The organism is Paenibacillus sp. FSL H7-689 (genome assembly GCF_000517905.1).
In the GTDB taxonomy this organism is placed as follows: domain Bacteria; phylum Bacillota; class Bacilli; order Paenibacillales; family Paenibacillaceae; genus Paenibacillus; species Paenibacillus amylolyticus.
Genome location: NZ_ASPU01000016.1, coordinates 153,133 through 172,798, shown reverse-complemented (window position 1 = coordinate 172,798; position 19,666 = coordinate 153,133). Strand labels below are relative to the sequence as shown.

Annotated in this window: 26 protein-coding genes; all 26 read left to right on the top strand. The window is 48.0% G+C overall.

Features of this window, described 5'->3' with window-relative positions; all coding sequences use genetic code 11:
* Positions 1 to 13: 13 nt before the first annotated feature.
* The 26 genes from C170_RS15805 (at position 14) to C170_RS15690 (ending at position 19,572) form a co-directional block, all read left to right on the top strand.
* Positions 14 to 646, top strand: a complete 633-nt coding sequence (locus C170_RS15805) for a LysM peptidoglycan-binding domain-containing protein (RefSeq protein WP_036611596.1) — start codon at positions 14 to 16, stop codon at positions 644 to 646.
* Positions 643 to 1,629, top strand: a complete 987-nt coding sequence (locus tag C170_RS15800; RefSeq protein ID WP_036611423.1) for an XkdQ/YqbQ family protein — start codon at positions 643 to 645, stop codon at positions 1,627 to 1,629. The genes C170_RS15805 and C170_RS15800 overlap by 4 nt, the downstream gene beginning before the upstream one ends.
* On the top strand, positions 1,622 to 2,032 hold the full coding sequence (locus tag C170_RS15795) for a hypothetical protein (protein WP_036611420.1): 411 nt from the start codon (positions 1,622 to 1,624) through the stop codon (positions 2,030 to 2,032). The genes C170_RS15800 and C170_RS15795 overlap by 8 nt, the downstream gene beginning before the upstream one ends.
* Entirely contained in the window at positions 2,025 to 2,480 is a 456-nt protein-coding gene (locus C170_RS15790) for a DUF2634 domain-containing protein (protein WP_036611417.1), read from the top strand. Before C170_RS15795 ends, C170_RS15790 begins: the two co-directional genes overlap by 8 nt.
* Positions 2,481 to 2,484: 4 nt before the next feature.
* Positions 2,485 to 3,624, top strand: a complete 1,140-nt coding sequence (locus C170_RS15785) for a baseplate J/gp47 family protein (RefSeq protein WP_036611414.1) — start codon at positions 2,485 to 2,487, stop codon at positions 3,622 to 3,624.
* 137 nt (positions 3,625 to 3,761) lie between these two features.
* The gene (locus tag C170_RS15780) at positions 3,762 to 4,352 is read left to right on the top strand and encodes a YmfQ family protein (protein ID WP_036611410.1); all 591 of its coding nucleotides are present in this window, start codon (positions 3,762 to 3,764) and stop codon (positions 4,350 to 4,352) included.
* The gene (locus C170_RS15775; protein WP_036611408.1) at positions 4,352 to 5,305 is read left to right on the top strand and encodes a pyocin knob domain-containing protein; all 954 of its coding nucleotides are present in this window, start codon (positions 4,352 to 4,354) and stop codon (positions 5,303 to 5,305) included. Before C170_RS15780 ends, C170_RS15775 begins: the two co-directional genes overlap by 1 nt.
* Positions 5,306 to 5,578: 273 nt before the next feature.
* Positions 5,579 to 5,914 (top strand): hypothetical protein, encoded by a 336-nt coding sequence (locus tag C170_RS15770; RefSeq protein ID WP_143781249.1) that lies wholly within the window; start codon positions 5,579 to 5,581, stop codon positions 5,912 to 5,914.
* Between the two features lie 15 nt (positions 5,915 to 5,929).
* Positions 5,930 to 6,256, top strand: a complete 327-nt coding sequence (locus tag C170_RS15765) for a hypothetical protein (protein WP_036611401.1) — start codon at positions 5,930 to 5,932, stop codon at positions 6,254 to 6,256.
* Positions 6,257 to 6,259: 3 nt separating this feature from the next.
* The gene (locus C170_RS31160; protein ID WP_179088673.1) at positions 6,260 to 6,397 is read left to right on the top strand and encodes a hypothetical protein; all 138 of its coding nucleotides are present in this window, start codon (positions 6,260 to 6,262) and stop codon (positions 6,395 to 6,397) included.
* Positions 6,375 to 6,644 carry a phage holin family protein gene (locus C170_RS30435; protein ID WP_081745954.1) on the top strand — a complete coding sequence of 90 codons (270 nt, stop codon included), beginning with the start codon at positions 6,375 to 6,377 and terminating at the stop codon, positions 6,642 to 6,644. Before C170_RS31160 ends, C170_RS30435 begins: the two co-directional genes overlap by 23 nt.
* Positions 6,645 to 6,725: 81 nt before the next feature.
* Positions 6,726 to 7,157 (top strand): phage tail terminator family protein, encoded by a 432-nt coding sequence (locus C170_RS15760; RefSeq protein ID WP_036611398.1) that lies wholly within the window; start codon positions 6,726 to 6,728, stop codon positions 7,155 to 7,157.
* A gap of 239 nt (positions 7,158 to 7,396) precedes the next feature.
* Positions 7,397 to 7,606 (top strand): hypothetical protein, encoded by a 210-nt coding sequence (locus C170_RS15755; RefSeq protein ID WP_036611395.1) that lies wholly within the window; start codon positions 7,397 to 7,399, stop codon positions 7,604 to 7,606.
* Positions 7,606 to 8,922 carry a phage tail sheath family protein gene (locus C170_RS15750; RefSeq protein WP_036611392.1) on the top strand — a complete coding sequence of 439 codons (1,317 nt, stop codon included), beginning with the start codon at positions 7,606 to 7,608 and terminating at the stop codon, positions 8,920 to 8,922. Before C170_RS15755 ends, C170_RS15750 begins: the two co-directional genes overlap by 1 nt.
* 1 nt (position 8,923) lies before the next feature.
* Positions 8,924 to 9,382 (top strand): phage tail tube protein, encoded by a 459-nt coding sequence (locus C170_RS15745; RefSeq protein WP_017690162.1) that lies wholly within the window; start codon positions 8,924 to 8,926, stop codon positions 9,380 to 9,382.
* A gap of 171 nt (positions 9,383 to 9,553) precedes the next feature.
* Entirely contained in the window at positions 9,554 to 9,976 is a 423-nt protein-coding gene (locus C170_RS15740) for a phage tail assembly chaperone (RefSeq protein WP_036611390.1), read from the top strand.
* A 201-nt stretch (positions 9,977 to 10,177) separates the two neighbouring features.
* Complete coding sequence (locus C170_RS15735; protein ID WP_036611387.1) at positions 10,178 to 12,151, top strand: hypothetical protein; 1,974 nt, start codon at positions 10,178 to 10,180, stop codon at positions 12,149 to 12,151.
* Positions 12,152 to 12,847 carry a LysM peptidoglycan-binding domain-containing protein gene (locus C170_RS15730; protein WP_036611385.1) on the top strand — a complete coding sequence of 232 codons (696 nt, stop codon included), beginning with the start codon at positions 12,152 to 12,154 and terminating at the stop codon, positions 12,845 to 12,847.
* Between the two features lie 13 nt (positions 12,848 to 12,860).
* Positions 12,861 to 13,871 carry an XkdQ/YqbQ family protein gene (locus C170_RS15725; protein ID WP_051447219.1) on the top strand — a complete coding sequence of 337 codons (1,011 nt, stop codon included), beginning with the start codon at positions 12,861 to 12,863 and terminating at the stop codon, positions 13,869 to 13,871.
* Positions 13,872 to 13,877: 6 nt separating this feature from the next.
* The gene (locus C170_RS15720) at positions 13,878 to 14,135 is read left to right on the top strand and encodes a DUF2577 family protein (protein WP_051447218.1); all 258 of its coding nucleotides are present in this window, start codon (positions 13,878 to 13,880) and stop codon (positions 14,133 to 14,135) included.
* On the top strand, positions 14,132 to 14,545 hold the full coding sequence (locus C170_RS15715) for a DUF2634 domain-containing protein (RefSeq protein ID WP_036611382.1): 414 nt from the start codon (positions 14,132 to 14,134) through the stop codon (positions 14,543 to 14,545). Before C170_RS15720 ends, C170_RS15715 begins: the two co-directional genes overlap by 4 nt.
* Positions 14,538 to 15,596, top strand: coding sequence for a baseplate J/gp47 family protein (locus tag C170_RS15710; protein ID WP_036611379.1), 1,059 nt, complete (start codon positions 14,538 to 14,540; stop codon positions 15,594 to 15,596). The genes C170_RS15715 and C170_RS15710 overlap by 8 nt, the downstream gene beginning before the upstream one ends.
* Complete coding sequence (locus tag C170_RS15705) at positions 15,593 to 16,138, top strand: putative phage tail protein (RefSeq protein ID WP_036611377.1); 546 nt, start codon at positions 15,593 to 15,595, stop codon at positions 16,136 to 16,138. Before C170_RS15710 ends, C170_RS15705 begins: the two co-directional genes overlap by 4 nt.
* Positions 16,139 to 18,445 carry a hypothetical protein gene (locus tag C170_RS15700; RefSeq protein ID WP_051447217.1) on the top strand — a complete coding sequence of 769 codons (2,307 nt, stop codon included), beginning with the start codon at positions 16,139 to 16,141 and terminating at the stop codon, positions 18,443 to 18,445.
* The gene (locus tag C170_RS15695; protein ID WP_036611375.1) at positions 18,445 to 19,047 is read left to right on the top strand and encodes a hypothetical protein; all 603 of its coding nucleotides are present in this window, start codon (positions 18,445 to 18,447) and stop codon (positions 19,045 to 19,047) included. The genes C170_RS15700 and C170_RS15695 overlap by 1 nt, the downstream gene beginning before the upstream one ends.
* Positions 19,048 to 19,572, top strand: a complete 525-nt coding sequence (locus C170_RS15690) for a hypothetical protein (protein ID WP_036611373.1) — start codon at positions 19,048 to 19,050, stop codon at positions 19,570 to 19,572. It begins immediately after the preceding gene.
* Positions 19,573 to 19,666 lie beyond the last annotated feature (94 nt).

Genomic DNA, 19,666 nt, shown 5'->3' with positions numbered 1-19,666 from the left:
TGGTCCTAACAAAATGTCATTTACGTTGAAGGATGGCAATACTCCATTTCAATTTCCGGTAAACCCTGAAGAAGTTAATATTTCCAGATCTAAGGGATATGAAACGGTCAATATGTTGGAGCATGGCGAGTTTGATTTTGCACAAGGGGAGAAGGTGAAGGAGATCACCTTCTCTTCTTTTTTTCCGAAACGATATGATCCGTCCTATTGCATGGATGAAAAATATTTTCTGGATCCACGCGTGGCGATGAATGTGTTGAACACTTTTCTCATCTCCAAAAAGCCGCTGCGTTTCATCATTTCAGAGACGGGCGTGAACGTGCCTGTTTTTATTGTTTCGCTTAATTCGAGCTTTCGTGGGGGGGAGACAGGGGATATTTATTTCGACCTGACCCTACGCACATGGCGGGATTCCAAGGTGGAGAAGGTGGGCTCTGCGGCATCCGCGAGCAAGTCAGGTTCGCGTACCGATTTGAAAAAGAACAGCAAGACCTACACCGTCAAATCTGGCGACTCCCTGTCCAAAATAGCAAAGCTTGAGCTGGGTAGCAGTTCCAAATGGAACGAGATCTACAAGCTCAACGCAAAGATCATCGGGAGTGATCCGAACCGGATCAAGCCCGGACAAAAGCTGGTGATGCCATGACCTACAAGGTCATTGTCGACGACAAATACGACATCACCAAGTTGGTGGAGACGATTACGCTGAAGGACTCGCTTGACCAGATTGCCTATCAGGCTAACATCCGGCTGGCGGTGTCTGCATCTTCCGGTCTGCCTTCGATCTCACCGGGTATGGCGGTGCGGATTAGCGGGGTTCCTTTTGGCGAAAAATCCATGGTTCATCTGCTGCATCCTGCGGTCATCTGGGAGGTGGAAAGCTCGAACAGCGGCACTAAGCGGCTATCTCTCACGGTGTACGACCGAATGATATATCTGGAAAAATCGGAGGATGAGTTCCTGTTGCCGAAGGATCAGACTGCTACGCAGCGACTCAAAACCTACGCCAAAGAGTGGAAGATTCCATACGCTACATTGCCGGAAACCAAGACAAAGCTGGGAAAAGCCGTGTATCGGTCACAGACGATCTTCTCGATGATGTTTGCCGATCTGAAGGAAACGGCGAAGTCCGGCGGGGAGATGTATCATCCACGGATGACCCCCGGCGGGTTGCAGCTCTTTCAGGTCGGAAGTAATGCAAAGGTATATGAGCTGGATCGACTAATTGATCTGACCCAGATGCGTACGCTCGAAGGAGCGGTTACCAAAGTTAAAGTCATGGCAGCTTCGGAGTCCACGAGTGGCAAAGAGGTCCCTTCCAAAGTGCTCGCGATTGAGCAGAATGGTGTGGAAGAACTGGGCACATTGCAAAAGCTGATTGAAGACGATCAGGTCAAAACAGCAACCGCCGCTAAGAAACTGGCGAAAAGTCATCTGACGGGGATTCAGGAGACCTTTACGATATCCGCACCGGATGTGAATACGATTCGCGCCGGGGACGCAGTGTTGTTGAAAGGATTGAAGCTAATCGTGATGTCGGTCAGCCGTGATCTGTCTGCCGGACCTGGAACGATGACGTTGGAGCTGGGGACTGCTGAGCTGGTGAAAAGGAGGTATTACCTTGAATAAAGATGATCCGTATGGGCATTTTGCCGACGTCATGCGGGGCGCGATGAGTACCCATTCTCGTCAGGCCTTGAGCGGTCTGGGAGCAGTACTGGGTACGATGACCTCATCCGGCGTGAAGCTGGATGATTTCAAGCACGAAGTGCAGGATTATCTCGTGGCCGAGTTACCGGGCACGCTTGGACTGCCGGAGCGCGAGGCTGCTGGCGCGATTTCCGGTATACCTGACGTGGCAAATGGCGGAACGACGGGCACGGGACGGTTTCTTTTGCAAGAAGAGGAAGTGGAAGAAGCGGTGTGGTCTCTTGGTAAAGGATTAAAAGCGGGAGATCGCGTGCTGGCGATGCGGGTGAATGGCGGTAACGACATTGTGGTGCTGTGTAAGGTGGTGAGTGCGCATGCCTAGTTTGTTCCCGGAAACGGGTGTGGTCTGGGGAGATGAGGAGGATCTGTCGGGGACGGCTTCGGATGAGGTACGCTTTGGACGGAGCTGGCGATTCGATTATGATGCAGGGGATTTTGTATTGACCCCGAGTGGCAAAGTAGCTGCGGCGGGTGCGCATGAAGCCTGGGTGCAGTGGTGTATTAAGGCAGTGAAAACGCCACGGTACAGACATGTGATTTACTCCCGGAACTATGGTTCGGAGCTGGAGGATCTGGTAGGGCAGGGTGATAGCCGGGGTGTGATGGAAAGTGAGATTACACGGATGGTGACGGAGACGTTGCTGGCTGATCCACGCACGGATTCGGTAGACCAGTTCACGTTCGATTGGAATCGGGAGCAGTGCATGTTCTCTTGTCGGGTGGCGAGTGTGCAGGAAGAGATGTTTATTCTGGAAAGTGAGGTGATCTGACGGGATGGCTGAGATTCCGCGTTATTTGGAGGACCAGACGGAGGAACAGATTATGCAGCGTATGCTGGATCGTCTGCCCGCGGATCTGGATAAGTCGGAGGGTTCGTTCCTGTGGGATGCGGAAGCTCCAGTAGCGTTTATGCTGTCTGAGGCGGCGTTGTGGGCGCAGGAATTACTGCGGCGGGGGTTTGCAAGTACGGCTGCGAGCAGTGATCCGAATTTTCGTTCGGAAGAGCTGGATCTGCGGGCGGGAGAGCACGGTATTACGCGGCGAGCTGCTGTGGCAGCTCAGGGTGCTGTGAGATTCGCGGGTACGCCGGTGAAAGTGGTGCCTGCTGGAACGGTCGTAGCTACGCTCGCGGATGAAGTATCTGCTGAAGCTTCGCTCGAATATGAGACGGTAGGACGTGTGGAACTGGATGCTGAGGGCTCCGGTGTGGTAGGCGTGCGAGCGCTTGTTGCCGGAAAAGAGAGCAATGTGCCTGCGGGCACGGTAACTGTGTTGTCTACACCTGTAAGTGGCGTGACCTCTGTCACGAACGTTGATGTGATCAAAGGCGGTGCGGATATTGAGGCCGATACGGCATTGTTGGAACGCTTTTATGCCAAAGTCCGCAACCAAGGGACAAGCGGCAACAAAGCACAATATGTGCAATGGGCCAGTGAAGTGCCAGGTGTTGGTGCAACGCGTGTGATTCCGTTATGGCAGGGGCCAGGCACGGTGGGATTGTATCTGCTTGACACGGACAAACGTGCTGCAGGTACTGATCTGGTGGCGGCTGTGCAGAAGTACGTCGATCCTACGCAGGATGGACAGGGTGAAGGTGTTGCCCCGGCGGGGCCAGTGGTGTCCGTGATGCCCGCCGAGGAAGTGCCAATGAACATTCAGGTGAAGTTGACGTTGGCAAGTGATGCGACATTGGCCGATGTACGGTCATTGATCGAACGCGGGGTGACCGCGTATTTGAAACAGTTGGCTTTTGCCGATCCGCTCGTTCGTTACACCCGTATTGCCGCGATTCTATTGGACATTCCGCCCATTATCGACTATTCGGAGCTGACCGTGAACGGTGTGAGTGACCAGAATATCGAGATGACCGCGAGTCAGGTCGCCGTGCTGGGGGCGGTGGATGTGCATGAGTAGTGTTGGGCAGATGGTGGATGAGGAAGTAGTTAGGGAATGTAGAGACCGAGGAAGATTGGGAGAAATACGCCGATCTGGGTTGGATCTGGTGAGCGAGACGCTCCATATTGATGTGCAAGGAAGGGAGGGGACAGGGCATGAGTGCTCCTTCTATTGTAGATGTTGGACTAACGAGTGAGAAAGGGCGGGAATTGTTCTCGTATTTGCCAAGGTACTATGAGACTTCTCGTGTAATGCAGGCCGATATGCAGGCCAAAGGCACCGAGATGGATCTGTTGTACCAGGCGTTGGATGAGACGCTGGAGCAGTTTTTTGTCCGCACGGCGACGTGGGGGCTGGACTTCTGGGAACAGGAGCTTGGCATTGAGACAGATCGTCTCAAACCTCTGGAGCAGCGGCGTGCGGTGGTGGAGTCGAAGTTGCGCGGGGCAGGAAAGTTTTCGTGCAGGCAGGTTGCGAATGTGGCTGAGGCGTATGCCGGGGGCAAGGTGGATGTAACTTTTCAGTCGGAAGCGTGGAGTTTTACAGTAAGCTTTGTGGATACGCTGGGCATTCCGCCTAATATCGATGACCTCAAACGGGCGATTGAAGAATTGAAACCGGCCCATATGGCCGTGGAATATGAGTATCGTTATCTGGTCTGGGATGATCTGGACAAGCGACAAAAAACGTGGGATGAACTGGATGCCGCGTCCTTGACGTGGAATGAACTGGAGGTGTGGGCGTAATGCCACAAGAAACGGATCGATTGAAGTTACCTCTACCTTTGGGGAACGAGAATGTGACCCGGGAGAGTATTAATGGAATTTTTGAAAAGATTGATGCTGGTGTTGCGACGCAGGCGGATTTGGATACGCTTCGTGAAGCGGTGAGTCAGATGGATATTCCTGATGCGTCTTTGACGCAGAAAGGGAAGGTGCAATTGTCGAATAAGACGGATGGCTCGTCTGAGACGGTGGCGGCGACGGAGAAGGCGGTAAGGGATGCGTTGACAGCAGCTAAAGCAGCAAGCTTGTTGCGTACAGGCGGAGCTATGACAGGACGATTGATTATGAATCAGTGGGGAACGTTTTCTGGCTCTTCAAATGGTTCGGTGTTGTACGGTAGTAACTGTTTTCTTGATGGGAATACATTCAAGTACGAAAACAATCATTCTAACTTAGGCGCTCGTGGTATTTACATGCGGTATTCAGGCGCTGTTGCGACGGAAGTTTACATGTTTGATACAGGCCCGGTCGCAACCACAGCAGGAGCGGTTTTCACGCCAAATTTGGCTCGAATTGTTCACATGGGGGACTTGTTCCAAAAGCACAAATTAACGGCTGATGATGGAAAAAACCAATCATTAGCGGCAGGAACTGACCTTAACTCTGTGGTGGTTAATGGACAGTATAATGGCTATAACTTAGTAAATTCGCCCTTACCGACAAATGCCGACGGATGGTGGTGGTACGTTGAAGTTCAATGCCACACAAATGGAAACGGGTATGTACTCCAAAGGGCTAGTCGGCTCAACGGTGGGGTACAAACTTTGTATCAAAGAACCAGAGAAAATAACACTTGGTCGCCTTGGAGTCCCGATCTTTTTCAGGCTGTGGCTGATGCTAAAAACAGGCATATTATCTCGTCTGTAGCGCCTTCTGGCGGCAATGACGGTGACATCTGGTATCAATACTCATGATAGAGGGGAGGAGCATAATGCATGGCTTTAGGCATTAAGGTTGGCGGGACTTGGAAAACGCCTAATAAGTTATCAGTCAAGGTCTCAGGGAATTGGCGGGCTGTCCAACAAATTTATGCGAAAGCCGGGGGAGTATGGCGACCCATTTGGTCAATCGCACCGACTATGCGTAAGGGTTACGTATGGGGTAGCAATTCATATGTGGTCAAACAATCGGACCATGTCGAATGCTACGCATATAACTCAAGCACGGGCGGCGGCGAGGCAGCTGTGGTGACAAACATACCAGTGGATTTAACTGGCGTTTCTTATGTGGTGTTCGATTACGCTCTAGAAGGTTCATCTGACATCCAATCGGACGGAATCTTTATTGCTTCCTCTTCGCAGATGGGTGGAGCTGGAACATTTGACGCTCGAACGTATCGTGGTTCACTGACGACAAGGACTACAGTCAGCTTAAGCGTGTCCAGTCTGTCCGGGCCCTACTATTTGCGGGCGCACGCTTCAAACAACGGCGGCGTAGCCGTATGGAAACGTGTGCGTCTTTACCGCATCTTGCTGGACAGCAAAGAGATTTGGAACGCCAGTGCGGGCGGATCTTACGTCTAATAAGGAGGCGCGATCATGTCCGATTACAATTATGTGCAATACTACGAGGAAACCGGTAACGTTGTGACCATCTCGACGACAGAACCACCAGCGTCGGATGTGTACGCGGTGGCCAAAACGGAGAAGGACAAGCCGGGCGACGAGTTCACATACACCATAACGGTATTGAATGTAGATATTGAAAAGAGGATTATTGATTCAGACTATTCAGTCCTGAACAACCCGAAGGCGGCGCGGCTTCTTGCTGACAATGCCGCATTGAAAGAGGAAAAACGCCGAGCTGAAAACTGCAGTAGCAGAACTGACTATGATGATCGCTGCAGGTCAGGCATGAGGGGATAAGCGATGACATTTACATCTAACAGCGGACTGGTCAAAGTTTGGGTCAGTTTGGTCATGACCGGCACGTATAAACTGGAACAGGTACCTAATCTATATAACCTTAAAGCAGTCGTGTCGGATGTTATTAACGCAACAGCATAAGCGCCGCAAGGCGTTTTTTATTATGTCCTCTGGAGCGGTCAGGAGGCTTTTCCTATTACAAAGAAGGGTTTGCGGCGGCAGACATGACAGGCACACCAAGAGTAATACTGGATTATTCGGGATCACACGTAAGATGCGCTCGCCTTTTTATATCGCAAATGAGTTGTTGTCCATTATTGAAAATGGAGGCAAACTGGGTGCGCCGATTAAGTCTCTCACAGGATCAGCTCTGAACGTATATTTATAACACGTAAGATCGGATGCTAGTCCTTGTTAAATAGGAGACCTGACTTAATTTCAGTTCTCACCAATAAAAAGGAGGTGAACCATGAGTACAAACCAACTAACCACTGCCATCGCAGACGCTCTGACGCGGCATTTCCCCAACATCCCGATCCAACCTGCAACAGGCGATACAAGCTCCACCTCAGACTCCAAAGGCATCACCTACCGCCTGCTATCCGCCCAACTTACCCGTGAACGAAGCGATCGCTTCGTGCAATCTTACGGCTTTGAAATCCGATGGCTCGATCCAAACGATATCCCGGCAACTCTACCGGACGAACTATTCGAAGCATTGGAAACCATCGACGTGGAGGGAACGTCCTATCGCGCAACGGAATTGCGTTGGGAGACTGAGAACGATACGCCTCGAATGCTGGTGTATTACACCATGCGAACCACCAAAGTGTCGGAGTCCGCCGCTACCATGCAACAACTGGAACAGCGTTCTACTGCACTTAAAGCTGCTAAAGAATAACTATATAAATTGAACTAACATTTACACGAAAACGGAGAGGACAGAAATAACCTGAAGAAGCGGAGCGTGCGCCTTTATCCCTGGATTTTCCCCTTTAAAAAGGGAGTCAAAAAAATCTGGGGATAACAGCGATCGGAAGGTTGTTCTGTCATCGGAGTGGCAAATGTAATTATTCTTTGGTTGAACTTAAATAATCAAATGAGGGGATTAACATGAAAGGAATAGGAGGCGCATTGGCGATGTTTACGAAAAAAGAATCGGACCCTAAAAAAACGGAAGCTCAACAGAAAAACAATCAAAAATACAGCAAAGCACAGTTCGCCGAATCCCGGCAACTTAGCCGGATCGAGAAAGATATTTTGGCAGCAGTTCTGCTGGAAAAACAAACATACACCATAGAAGAAGCGCAAGAACACATCCAACAATTCATGAATGGGGAGGCACAATAATGGCTGGAGGAACATGGACGACACAAAACAAGGTACGCCCTGGCGTATATATGAATTTTGCATCAGAGGGCTCATTGCCGGGAACGGTAGGAGAGCGGGGAACGGTGGCTTTGGCACTTCCATTGTCATGGGGGCAAACAGGCTCAATCCTGACGGTACAAGCAGGTGAAGATGTACAAGCCAAATTGGGCTATGACTGGACAGCACCGCAATTGCTGCTGATTCGCGAGGCATTGAAACGGGCGCAGACCTTGCTTCTTTACCGACTCAATGCAGGTACCCAAGCCAAGGCAACCTTGGATAAACTGACAGTAACAGCCCAACACGGCGGCGTACGCGGTAATGATCTGGCTGTTGTAATCTCTGCAAATATCAATGAACCGGAACAACTGGATGTCTCTACTTTGCTTGCGGGTAAAGAAGTGGACAAACAAACTTCGTCCAGCATCGAAGCTCTGGTATCCAACGCATACGTTACATTTACTGGTGAAGGTGCACTCACAGCTACAGCGTCACTTCCACTAACAGGTGGTTTGGATGGTACAGCATCTAACCAAGAGCATGCTGATTTTCTGACCAAGCTGGAAGTACTGGATTTTAACACGGTTGGTCTGATCTCAGACGATGCTACACTCAAGTCAGTCTACACAGCCTACATCAAGCGTTTGCGTGATACCGAGGGCAAGAAGGTACAACTGGTTCTGTCGGATTATCCGGCTGCAGATCATGAAGGCATTATCAGTGTCAAAAATGGTGTTGTGCTCGCAGACGGTACCGTTCTTACGCCAAAACAAACCGTAGCATGGACTGCCGGTGCAACAGCGGGAGCTAACCTGAATGAATCTCTGACGTTCCGTGCATATGACGATGCCGTGGATGTGAATGGCAGATTGACACATACTGAGACAGAAGCAGCATTGCGCAACGGCGAGTTTGTGTTTACAGCGAGCAGCAACCGCGCGGTGGTGGAGCAGGATGTAAATACGTTCCGTTCGGTGACACCGGATAAGGCACGTCATTTTGCCAAAAACCGTGTTGTCCGTGTTCTCGATGGCATCGCTAACGATATGAAACGGATTTTCGAGTCCTATTATATCGGCAAAGTGAACAATAACGAAGATGGGCGCAGCCTGTTCCGTTCCCAATGTGTCACTTATCTGAAGCAGCTTCAGGATATTGGGGCGATTCAAAATTTCGATTCCAAAACAGATATCACTGTTGCTCCGGGCAATGAAACTGACAGTATTCTGATCGAGATTCAGGTCCAACCTGTGGATTCCGTTGAAAAAGTATATATGAAAGTGAAGGTGGTTTAAGATGGCATTTTTGAAAGCAAGTGACACGATCTCCGGTCAGGAAGGCCGCGCATACGCAACGATTAACGGACAGACGGAAGAAATGTTCTATGTGAAGACGCTGGAAGCAACAGTGGAGAAACAAAAAGCAGAGGTCAAAACCTTGGGTCGCCGCGGCGTACAGCACAAAGCAACCGGTTGGTCTGGCTCAGGTTCCATGACGATCTTTTATACCACTTCCCGTTTCCGCGAGCTGATGCTCCAGTACATGCAGAATGGTGTAGATACGTACTTCGACATTGAAGTGACCAACGAAGATCCTTCCTCTACGATTGGCAAACAGACCGTTACACTCAAAGGCGTCAACCTCGACAGTGTGATTATGGCATCCCTGGATACCGAGGCCGAGGCGTTGGAGGAAGAAGTGAGCTTTACCTTTGAAGATGTCGATATGCCTGTATCGTTCAATCTGCCGAAGTAATGTAGCGTAGAAAGCATAATACCTTAAGATTTATAAAGAGTATAAATTAGCAGCGGGTTTGTAAAAGAAACCTGTTCCACTTGCCTGTGTTACGGGCTATTTGGCGTGTCAAAATACTGTTCTTCGCCGCTTCGTGCGGCGGGGGACCTAACTTTAGAGGAGGAACAATACATGAGTGGATTGAGTATGTTTTTTGCCCAAAATGCAGCAACAGATACAACGGAGGAGTTTATCGTATCCCCCCGATTCAAAGATGAGAAAGGCGAGCCGGTTGCATGGAAACTGCGCAGCATGACCGAGGACGAAAACCAGGAATGCCGCAAAGCAGCTACTCGCAAAATCAAGGGCAAGAACGGTGTCTACACACCCGACATCGATGCGAATGATTACATGGCTCGCCTGATGAGCGCAAGTGTCGTTTATCCCGATTTGAAAAACGCAGAACTCCAGCGTTCATATGGCGTGATGGGGGCGGAATCGCTTTTGCGGAAAATGCTGTTGCCTGGGGAATTTGCTTCGCTCGGTGAACAGGTCCAGAAGCTGAACGGCTTCAATCAGGATATGAACGAACTGGTGGATGACGTAAAAAACTAATTAAAGAGGGCGATTCCGAAGCCAATCTGGCTTATTACGCTCTCCATGAATTAAACATTTTGCCGCATGAGCTAATGGCCTTCTCTATGCGAGAACGAGCGGCAATCTATGCGATGATCTCCATCCGGGTGGAGGAAGAGAAGAAAGAACGGTCCAAGAATCGCGCCCGAAAGAAATAAAAAGGAAAGGAGGGAGAAATGAATGTATGCCATGTTTGCAAGACTGTACCTTACTTCAACACGTATAGTAACGCAATTTCAACAATTACCTGCTGCTATAAGTACCATGTTTAATTCTGCTCGACTGAACAGTATTGCAATGGCATCCAAATTGCTGCAGGGCGTATCCGAGGAACAAGCCAAAGTGAACGCGGCTTTTGCAGAAGGAGCCGGGCGTGTAAGAGCCTGGATCAGCATGATCAAGTCAGCAGGACAAGCGGTTCTTGTTCCAGCAGCACAAGAAGAGGATCTGAAGCATCGCTATATGGCTGCTACGGGTGATGATGCTCAGGGGGAGACGATCTTTAATCGCTACCGTGCGGAAGCTTTCAAGAGCGGACAGAATGTTACGGATGCTTTGAAAGGTACACTATCTCTCATTCCGTATGCACAGAATACGGATCAGGTTGACCAACTGAGAGATATGACTAAACGGTTGAGTATGCTTTCTCCAGATGGGAAAAGTATGTCAGATGCATCCAGTGCCTTGGTTGCTGCCATGAACGGAGACAATGGTGAACTTGCTAATTCTTTTAACATTCCTGCTGAAGCTCTAAGTGGAGCGGGTCTGCAACAAACTATCGATTCATCCAATCTGGATGGATTTATCACCAAGCTTGATGTCATTTTGCAAAAACAAGGCTATACCCAACAGGCTTTTGACACTATGCTGGATTCACCACTACAGAAGTGGAACATGCTTGTGAATCAGTTTAATGGGGTTCTGGGCCAGATTGGACAGGTAGCTCTTGTTGCCTTGACGCCTCTACTAGATCGATTAAATGAGGCATTTGCCAATGGTGAATTCACTGGCATTATTGAATGGCTTAGCAATGCATTTACGGTTGCGGCAAACGCGCTGACGATGCTGGTAAATGGCATTCTGTATATAGCAAGTGTGATCCAACAAAACTGGGATATTATTCAGCCGATCCTTATGGCGCTTGCGCTTGTGGCTCTGGCTTTGGTCATTATCCAAGTTTACAGTTTGGTTGCAGCCTGGTTATTACTGAATTGGCCTATTCTGCTCGTCATCGCTGCCATTGCAGCTGTTATCGGTATTTTAAGCATGATGGGAATATCGGGAACTGAGATTTTGGGAGCAATTATCGGTACATTTATGCTGCTTGGAGAGATGGTAAGGGTTGTGATTGCCACGATGTGGAATCGATTTGCTATATTCGCAGAGTTCATAGCCAATGTCTTCAAAGACCCATTCTATGCATTCCAAAAATTGCTTTACGATTTGGGAATGTTCGGGATGCAGATATTTTACAATCTTATTGTAGGAATTGAGGACTTTCTGGGCAAAGCGATGGGGGCAATTGGGAAGGTAGCTTCCTTTATTAATGATATCTTTGGTACAAATTTTGCTGTCATGTCCGAAGCCGATATCAACATTGCTAGCAAAAGCGTCAAGGGTTGGATGGATACACTGAAATCAATTGAGCCACAAAGTGACAAAGATGTATTCCACATGAAACGGATGGATGGAGAATTCGATCCAAAGGTTTCTGACAAGGGACAAGATATAGCAAAAAATCTATTATCAAAAATACCTTCTCTGCCTGTTCCAAGTTCCAAAGAAACAAAATTACCCGGAAACTTTGGCGGCTCAACTCCCAAAACGCCTTCCATGCCATCGATGCCAACTGCACCTGCTCCCAATATTGTTCCCAACAGCAACATGAGTAACATCAACAAAATCAACAATATCGGACAGGTGGACAAGATCGGTGACGTGGACGGCACAGTGGATGTGACGAGCGAGGATCTGAAACTGATGCGTGAGCTTGCAGAGATGCAGGCGATTCAGCGATTTGTCAGTCTGACGCCAACCGTTCAGGTCACCACAGGGGATATCAACAGCGGACATGATGTGGACAGCATCATCAGCAAAATCACCGATGGACTGAACAGTCAGATCGTCTCCAGTGCCCAGGGGGTGTATGGATAAGTGGAATATTATATTCAACTAAGCTTCAATAACCGCTCCGAATACATGTTTTTCCCGGTGACACCCGAGAGCATTGAGTTTTCGGATTCGGGAGATGGCAGTACATTTAACGTTAGCGCTTTGGGTGAAATTAACGTGATCAAGTCGCCGAAGCTGCGTGAAGTCAGTTTCAGCGGGATTTTTCCGGCAGACTACAGCCCGTATCATCTGAACTACGATGCAAGACATCCGGCAATTCAGAAGCAGTTTTACCGTGATCCCTATGAATATGTGAAAAAGATCATCCGCTGGATGCAGACGGGCAGACCCGTCAGACTGTTCTTTTCCAGTGCAAGGTACACTATTAATATGGCGGTTTCCATTGAGAGCTTCGACTGGAAGGAGACAGCGGGTACGGTGGGGGATATTCAGTATGATATCAAGCTGAAGCAGTTCATTTTCTATGCCGCCAAAAAAGTAGTGCCACTCAAGGACAGCAAGGATACGGCTGCTTCAAAAACAAAAACCAAATCCTCCCGGCCCAATGAAAAAATCCAGCCCAAGACTGTCACACTCAAAGCCGGAGACTCCTTGTGGTCTGTAGCCAAAACCCATTTGGGAGATGGATCTCGCTGGAAAGAACTGCAGAAGCTGAATGGCATCAAAGATGCACAACTGAAGAAGCTGCCGATTGGACTTGTGATCAAGCTTCCGTGAAAGGAGAGGGAATATGCAAGAGCAGATCAGGCTGGATGATAAGCTGGCAAACATGAAGGAACGGTTATTGCTGGATGACAAACAGGGCAACATCTGGGACATTAGCGAAATTGCCGGCGACATTACGTACAAAACCTCCCGTATCGGCAAGCCCTCCTCTCTGGAATTCACGTTGATCAAGGGCAGCCTGTACCAGAATAAGCAATTCACCTATGAGAATGGATTTGTCGTGAAATATATCAGCAACGAGGTAGGCATATTTTACGGATATATCTTCTCGGTGGATAGTGGCAAGGACGAAAGTGTCAAAATCAAAGCCTACGACCAGACTCGTTATCTAACCGCGAATCAGACTTACAAGTTCGTTAACGCAACGGCTACGGATGTGATCAAACGAATTGCCAAAGACTTTCTGTTGAAAACAGGTGATCTGATTCAGCCAAAGTATGTTATTCCGCGCATGTTATTTGATAACAAAAAGCTGATCGACATGATCTGTGAGGCGCTCGACCGAACGCTCATCTATGGTGGTAAAAACTACATCTTTTACGATGATTTCGGCAAACTTGTGCTTCGGGATGTGGAAGAGATGCCTTACGGCTTTGTTATTGGGGATAACAGTCTGCTCACGGATTACAGTTATACGCGGTCAATTGACGACCAGACGTATAACAAGATTAAGCTGTATCGGGATAACAAGGATACGGGAAAAAGAGAAACGTTTGTTCATCAGGATTCAGGCAGCATCCGTCAATGGGGGCTGCTTTTTTTGTACCAAAAAGCGGATGATGGCCTGAACGAAGGTCAGATTGATGAAATGCTCAAGACCCTGATGACCCTCCGCAATCGCGAGACGCAGACGTTGAAGGTGGATGCGCTTGGTGATTTCAAGGTGAGGGCAGGCAGTTTTGTCAACATCCAGATCGATGAACTGAAGATTAATCAATATTTTCTGGTAGACGAATGTACGCATAAGATACAGGGGGGCGTGCATACGATGTCACTGGATTTGAAGGTGGTGTAACGATAAATGATGCTGGACGTGATTAAAAAGGCGGCGGTGGCTGCCGTAGATGCCAAGTCTCCCGTTCAGATAATGTACGGAAGCGTGACAAACACGCAGCCTCTGGAGATTACCGTTGAACAACGGCTGGCATTGGCTGAGCCTTTTCTGGTACTGCCAGAGTCCGTAGTGAACAAAGCTTGGACCGTGGGTGATCATGTCTTGTTGTTACGTGTTCAAGGCGGAGACAGCTTTGTCGTGCTGGATCGGCTGGTGAATCCATGATTCCACAGGGTGCGCAGATAAGTGCAGAAGATCAGGAAGAAGCTGTTGTGCTTCCAAGTCTAACGTATGTATTTCAAGCTTCAGGACAACGAATTGGAAGATTGCAACTGGATGGAAAAGATGCGGTAAAACAGGCGGTGTATAAAGCGTTGTCTACACGCCGCTACGAGCATCTAATCTATTCCTCGGATTACGGCATGGAATGGTCCTGGGAAGGAATGGCCGGGAGATCCATGGTTGAATCGGAACTGGAGCGCTGGATTCGCGAAGCGTTGCTTCCGGATGATCGTATATCGGATGTAACGGAGTTCGATTTTGTCCACGAGGCCGATGGAGTAAGGGTTTCGTTTACCGTGGAAACAGATTTTGGCAGCTTCAGGGAAGAGACGGAGGTGAACATGAATGTATGAAGAGCAGACGTTTGAAGTTATTTTAAACCGAATGCTGGATAGGGTACCAGATGGTGTGGATAAACGTGAAGGCAGCATTATCTATGATGCGCTTGCGCCAGCGGCTGTGGAAATGGCTCAGATGTATATCGAGCTGGATGTGAACGCCAATCTGAAGTTTGCAGATACAGCCTCTGGAGAGTATCTGGATCGCGCGGTGGCTTGGTCGGGCATTAGTCGGAAGCCGGCCACGAAGGCGCGTTGGGTTGGTAGTTTTCGGGATAACGAAGGGAAGCCTGTTGAAGTTCCTTTGGAGAGTCGTTTTTCCACTGGGGATCGGGTGTATGTTGTTGTGGAACGCATCGCGGCAGGGCAATATGTGTTGGAATGTGAGGTCGCGGGAGCGGAAGGTAATGAATATACGGGGGCACTGCTGCCCATCGATTATATTGCTGGTCTTACCACAGCCGAATTGACACAGTTGCTGGTTCCTGGAGAAGACGAGGAAACGGATCAGGCTTTGTATGACCGATATCAGGACAAAGTTTCCCGTCCGGTCACGAGTGCGAACAAATATCAGTATGAGTTATGGGCACGGGAAAACTCCGGTGTGGGCAAAGCAAAAGCTTTTCCACTGTGGGACGGTCCCGGTACAGTCAAAGTGGCATTGCTGAATAACGAAATGCAAACACCTGCTGAGGCGGTCATTGAGGCAGTTCAGAAATATATCGATCCAACCCAGGATGGAATGGGCGAAGGTGCTGCTCCAATTGGACCTGTGGTTACGGTGGTGGGGGCGGAAGAAGTACCCATTGATGTGGAGGTGCAGGTCACACTTGCTTCTGGTTCAACGTACGAGGGCGTGAAGACACTAATTGAAACGGGAGTTATGGCGTATCTGAAAGAACTGGCTTTTGCCGATCCGTTGGTGCGTTGGACACGTATTGCCAATGTCATTCTGGATATCCCACCCGTGATCGACTATAGCGATCTGCTGGTGAATGGTGGTATGTCCAATCTGGAGATCGCCCCCGGCGCCGTAGCCGTTCTTGGGACGGTGAAGGTGACATGAGTAAATCAGAGATGTTAATGACTCTTTTGCCCCCGTTGTATGAAAATGTGCTTGAGATGCAGCTTCTCACGGAGACCGAAGGTGTAGAGCTGGACAAGCTTACGGTGGGTTTGGAAAGTGTGCTGGATCAATTCTACCCGGAGTCTGCGACCTGGACATTGGAACGTTATGAGCGGGATTTGCAGATTCCGACGAATCAAGCCAAGCCAGACGACCAGCGGAGATCCGTAATCATTTCCAAAATGCGCGGCAGCGGCAAAGTCTCTGGCTCGATGCTCAAGAACGTGGCGCAGGCCTACGAAAGCGGTGGGATTGATGTATCTGTGTCGCCCGAGGAATACTTGATCCGAATTCGCTTTATCGACACATGGGGCTTGCCGCCCAATCTGGACGATCTTAAGGCAGCAATTGAGGATATTAAACCGGCACATATGACCGTGGACTATCGTCTGCGGTATTTGACGATTGCGGAAGTGGAAAGCATGACGCTGGCTGAGATCGAACAGACCCGTCAGGATAAATTTTTAGGAGGTGGAGCTTAAATGAATGAACCAAAAACACCGAATCTTGGGTTGAATAAAATTGACCGTTCCTCGCCATCGACAACCTATTTTGATCTGGATAAGTATTTGGATCAGAACTGGGAGAAGGTTGATGACGGTGTAGGGCAAGTGGAAGAAAAGGCTGAGGAAACCGCAGCACAGGTGAGTAGTATTCAGGAGCGGTTGGATACCGAGAAGCGTAGATCGGTGACGTTGGAGCCTGGATTGCAAGTTGTTCATGCTAGACGTTCCTCGGCATTTAAATTGGAAGGATTGAAGGGTCGAACGCTTGTGAACTTGTTGGGGCGGGATGGAGGCTTTGAGGGATATAGTAACTGGGGTATAGGCGCTGCGTCAGCAACTTTAGACACTTCTACGTATGCCCAGGGAAGTCTGAGTTCATTAAAAGTAACCCTTGCCTCGACTAACAGCAACATAAGCAAGGAAGTGTCTACGTCAGTCGGTAAGACATATGTTCTAGTAGCTGATATCAAAAACGTATCAACTAGTAGCGCATTCGTTTCAATATCCACTGTAGTTAACGGAAATAAAGTAACGGGATCGACCTTTGGGACTTCATTCGCTAGCTTCACGGCGACAGCCTCAACCCATGCGATTGCAGTTGTTGGTAGCGGGGTAGCGGGGCAAGTATTCAATGCGGACAATGTCCGCCTTTACGAAGTCAGTGCAGCAGAATACGCAGCATTGAACAGCATGACTCCGGAACAGGTAGCAGATAAATATCCATACGTTGATAGTGTTCAACCTGTGCGGAATCCATACGTAATTCGTTATGGAGAGAATTTGTTGCCTTCATTTTATGAAGCTGCGTTAATTACCAAAAATTCCAAGATAATCAGCCCATATGTGTATGAACAAACATCAGAATCTACAGATCCATGGACACGGATCCTTGTCACTATCTGTCCACAAAAAGATTATCATTTATCTTTCTCAACTTTAAAAGGTAAGGGTATGTTAGCTGTTTTTTCTGTAGACGAGCAGACGGTACTACTTAATTACAGTAACAATGGCGGAACGTTCAATAGCGGTAATCTTACGCAAATTTCTGTTTATGTCAACGGCACGGGAAACCGTGCTGACACAATTATTAACCCAATGCTGACGCTCGGCAACATGCCAAAACCATTCAAACCACGCGAAGACACTATGCTCGCATTGCAAACGGATCTATACGCTGATCCATTGACCGAGACTAATGCTGATGAAGTTTTCGAGAAGGACGGTCAATATTTCAAATTAAAGAAGTGGCAAAATGTTGTCTTGGATGGAAGCAAGCTTACATCTTCAATAGTTGGCAATAAAGCAGGATATAAAACACTCTATCCTAAATTACCAGGAATCGATTATAACTATGATTCTGTAGGGGAAGCAGTTGCTGTTAAATACAATGGGAAAATCTTAACTTGGGGACAACACGAAGCAAGTGCAGATGGATGGGCAGTTGATAGGATGAATAGTAATTTTGCTATAAGCGTTTCTAACTCAGACAGTGGATGGGGAGACTCATACACGCCAACAGTCGAAGAGCGGTATGCATATTTCATGGGATGGACAATGCGTAACATGAGTGCCAGCGCTTACAATGATCCGACAAACGCGGCTCAAAAAACATGGACGCCGATAGGATATTCACCTCCAGCTAACTGGAATAGCACATGGGCACATTTAAGAACATCAGTACCAGTAAACGAGAGTTCTCCCTCTATTAAAGATGGGACAATTTCGTCATACCAGCTTGTATATCAACTTGCAACGCCAACTGTCGAAGCAATCACGTCAGAAGGAAAATTGACGTTAGTTGAAGGTAATAACCAAGTTGAAGTCGACACGGGCATCATGCTGCGTGAATATACGCCGGCCTCAGAAAATACGGTAAATATTGTCGGTAGACGTGAGATTAACTATACATCTGTTCCGCACTCATTGCTTAAAACTAAAGCAAGGAATATTCTCGCGATTTATAAAAATGGTGCTAAAGATGATCGATGGGCTATTGGTAGAAACGTGATGGATGCTTACGGAACAGCAAGAGCGAATCTGGTGAAAGATGCGTTTGATCCGTCAGCCACGTACACGGTAACTTACTTTATGCTGGACACGTCTCCGGTTGCTCAATTCGTCGGATCAATAGCCGAAAATGAAAAGGCATTGCTTACGGATATGAACGATCTCATGCGTCAAAACGCGGGGGCGGTGTCAGTGGTCGAGACCGCGGTTAACGAGGCTGTTCGTACTTTGCTGCAACAACAAAATAAACGAAACGTTTGGGGGCCGATTGAATAATGGCAGATACAATCAAAAATTTATTCGAAGGTAACGTACCTACCACGTCTTCGAAGGTATATACCGTCCCAACGAATAAGTATGCTGTGGTTAAGTCAGCTATTATTTGCAACTACAGTGCGTCTGACGCGTTATTTACTTTGACTATCGGCGGATCTCGTATCGCTCAAAACCATGTGATAAAGCCTGGCGCTACTTTAGTTCTTTCCGAATTAGATATTCCAATAATTCAAGGAGAAGAAATTTATATATCATCTAACATTTCTGGATTGTCCATATTTTTAACTGGATTCGAACGAAATTATGAACCGGCAGGATATCCTTTCGTAAAGGTAACAGCGACCAGTGCAGACTCTATTCCTTCAAATGACTTTGATTCTATCATTCGCTCTATTATCATTTGTAATGGACACGGAAGCGTATCCTCGGAGGTGTCTATGAATACTGGTTGGTATTTGATAAGTAAGAAAGTCATTAAAGCAAGAGACACGCTTATTGTTCCGTTGCCTAAGGTATTCTTACCTAAGGGAAGGCCGACCAACTTTATTTCAACTGGAACAAATAGTTGGGTGACGTTGATTTTAGAAAAGGCGGTGCAGTAAATGCCGTTAATTGATAATTACTTGCTGGACAATTACTTGATTGACGGGCCGAAGGTATTTCCCGCTACGATCAATGAGCGAACAATTTCTGTTCCGTATACCATAATATCTCCAAACTCAAAAAGAGATGTCTTCTTATTCGATATTCCTTTAGGGATTCGCATGTTTAACGCATTTTCGAAATTGGGTCCTATCATGAGTTTTGATAGTGTATATGCTACGCCTCAATTAGTATTAAGAAATACAACAGGTTCCGTGAATAGCGGAGTTGTGTTGAACGTACATCCTTACCCTAATCGCTTGTCTATGCTCATGGTCGATTTTGTGAAAGGGAAGATGAATGGAATCACCATCAATTCACAAAGTGATGGGTATGTTTTTTCTAACTTATCTACGATAGATTTTGCGGCCAGTGGCTTGAACTTGAACATGCCCTTTGGATTGTACATGAGAGGTACATCCACCACGGCTACTGGTGGCGGTATGTGGATTGATAGTGCCTTGTTAGAAACCTACTTCACTTAAGAGGGATTGGTTTTTTCCTCTGTAGTTTGGGAAGCTTTTGGGTGATCATAGAGAGATAAACAAGGGGGAAAGGGTGTGACGTTGTGAGCCGTGA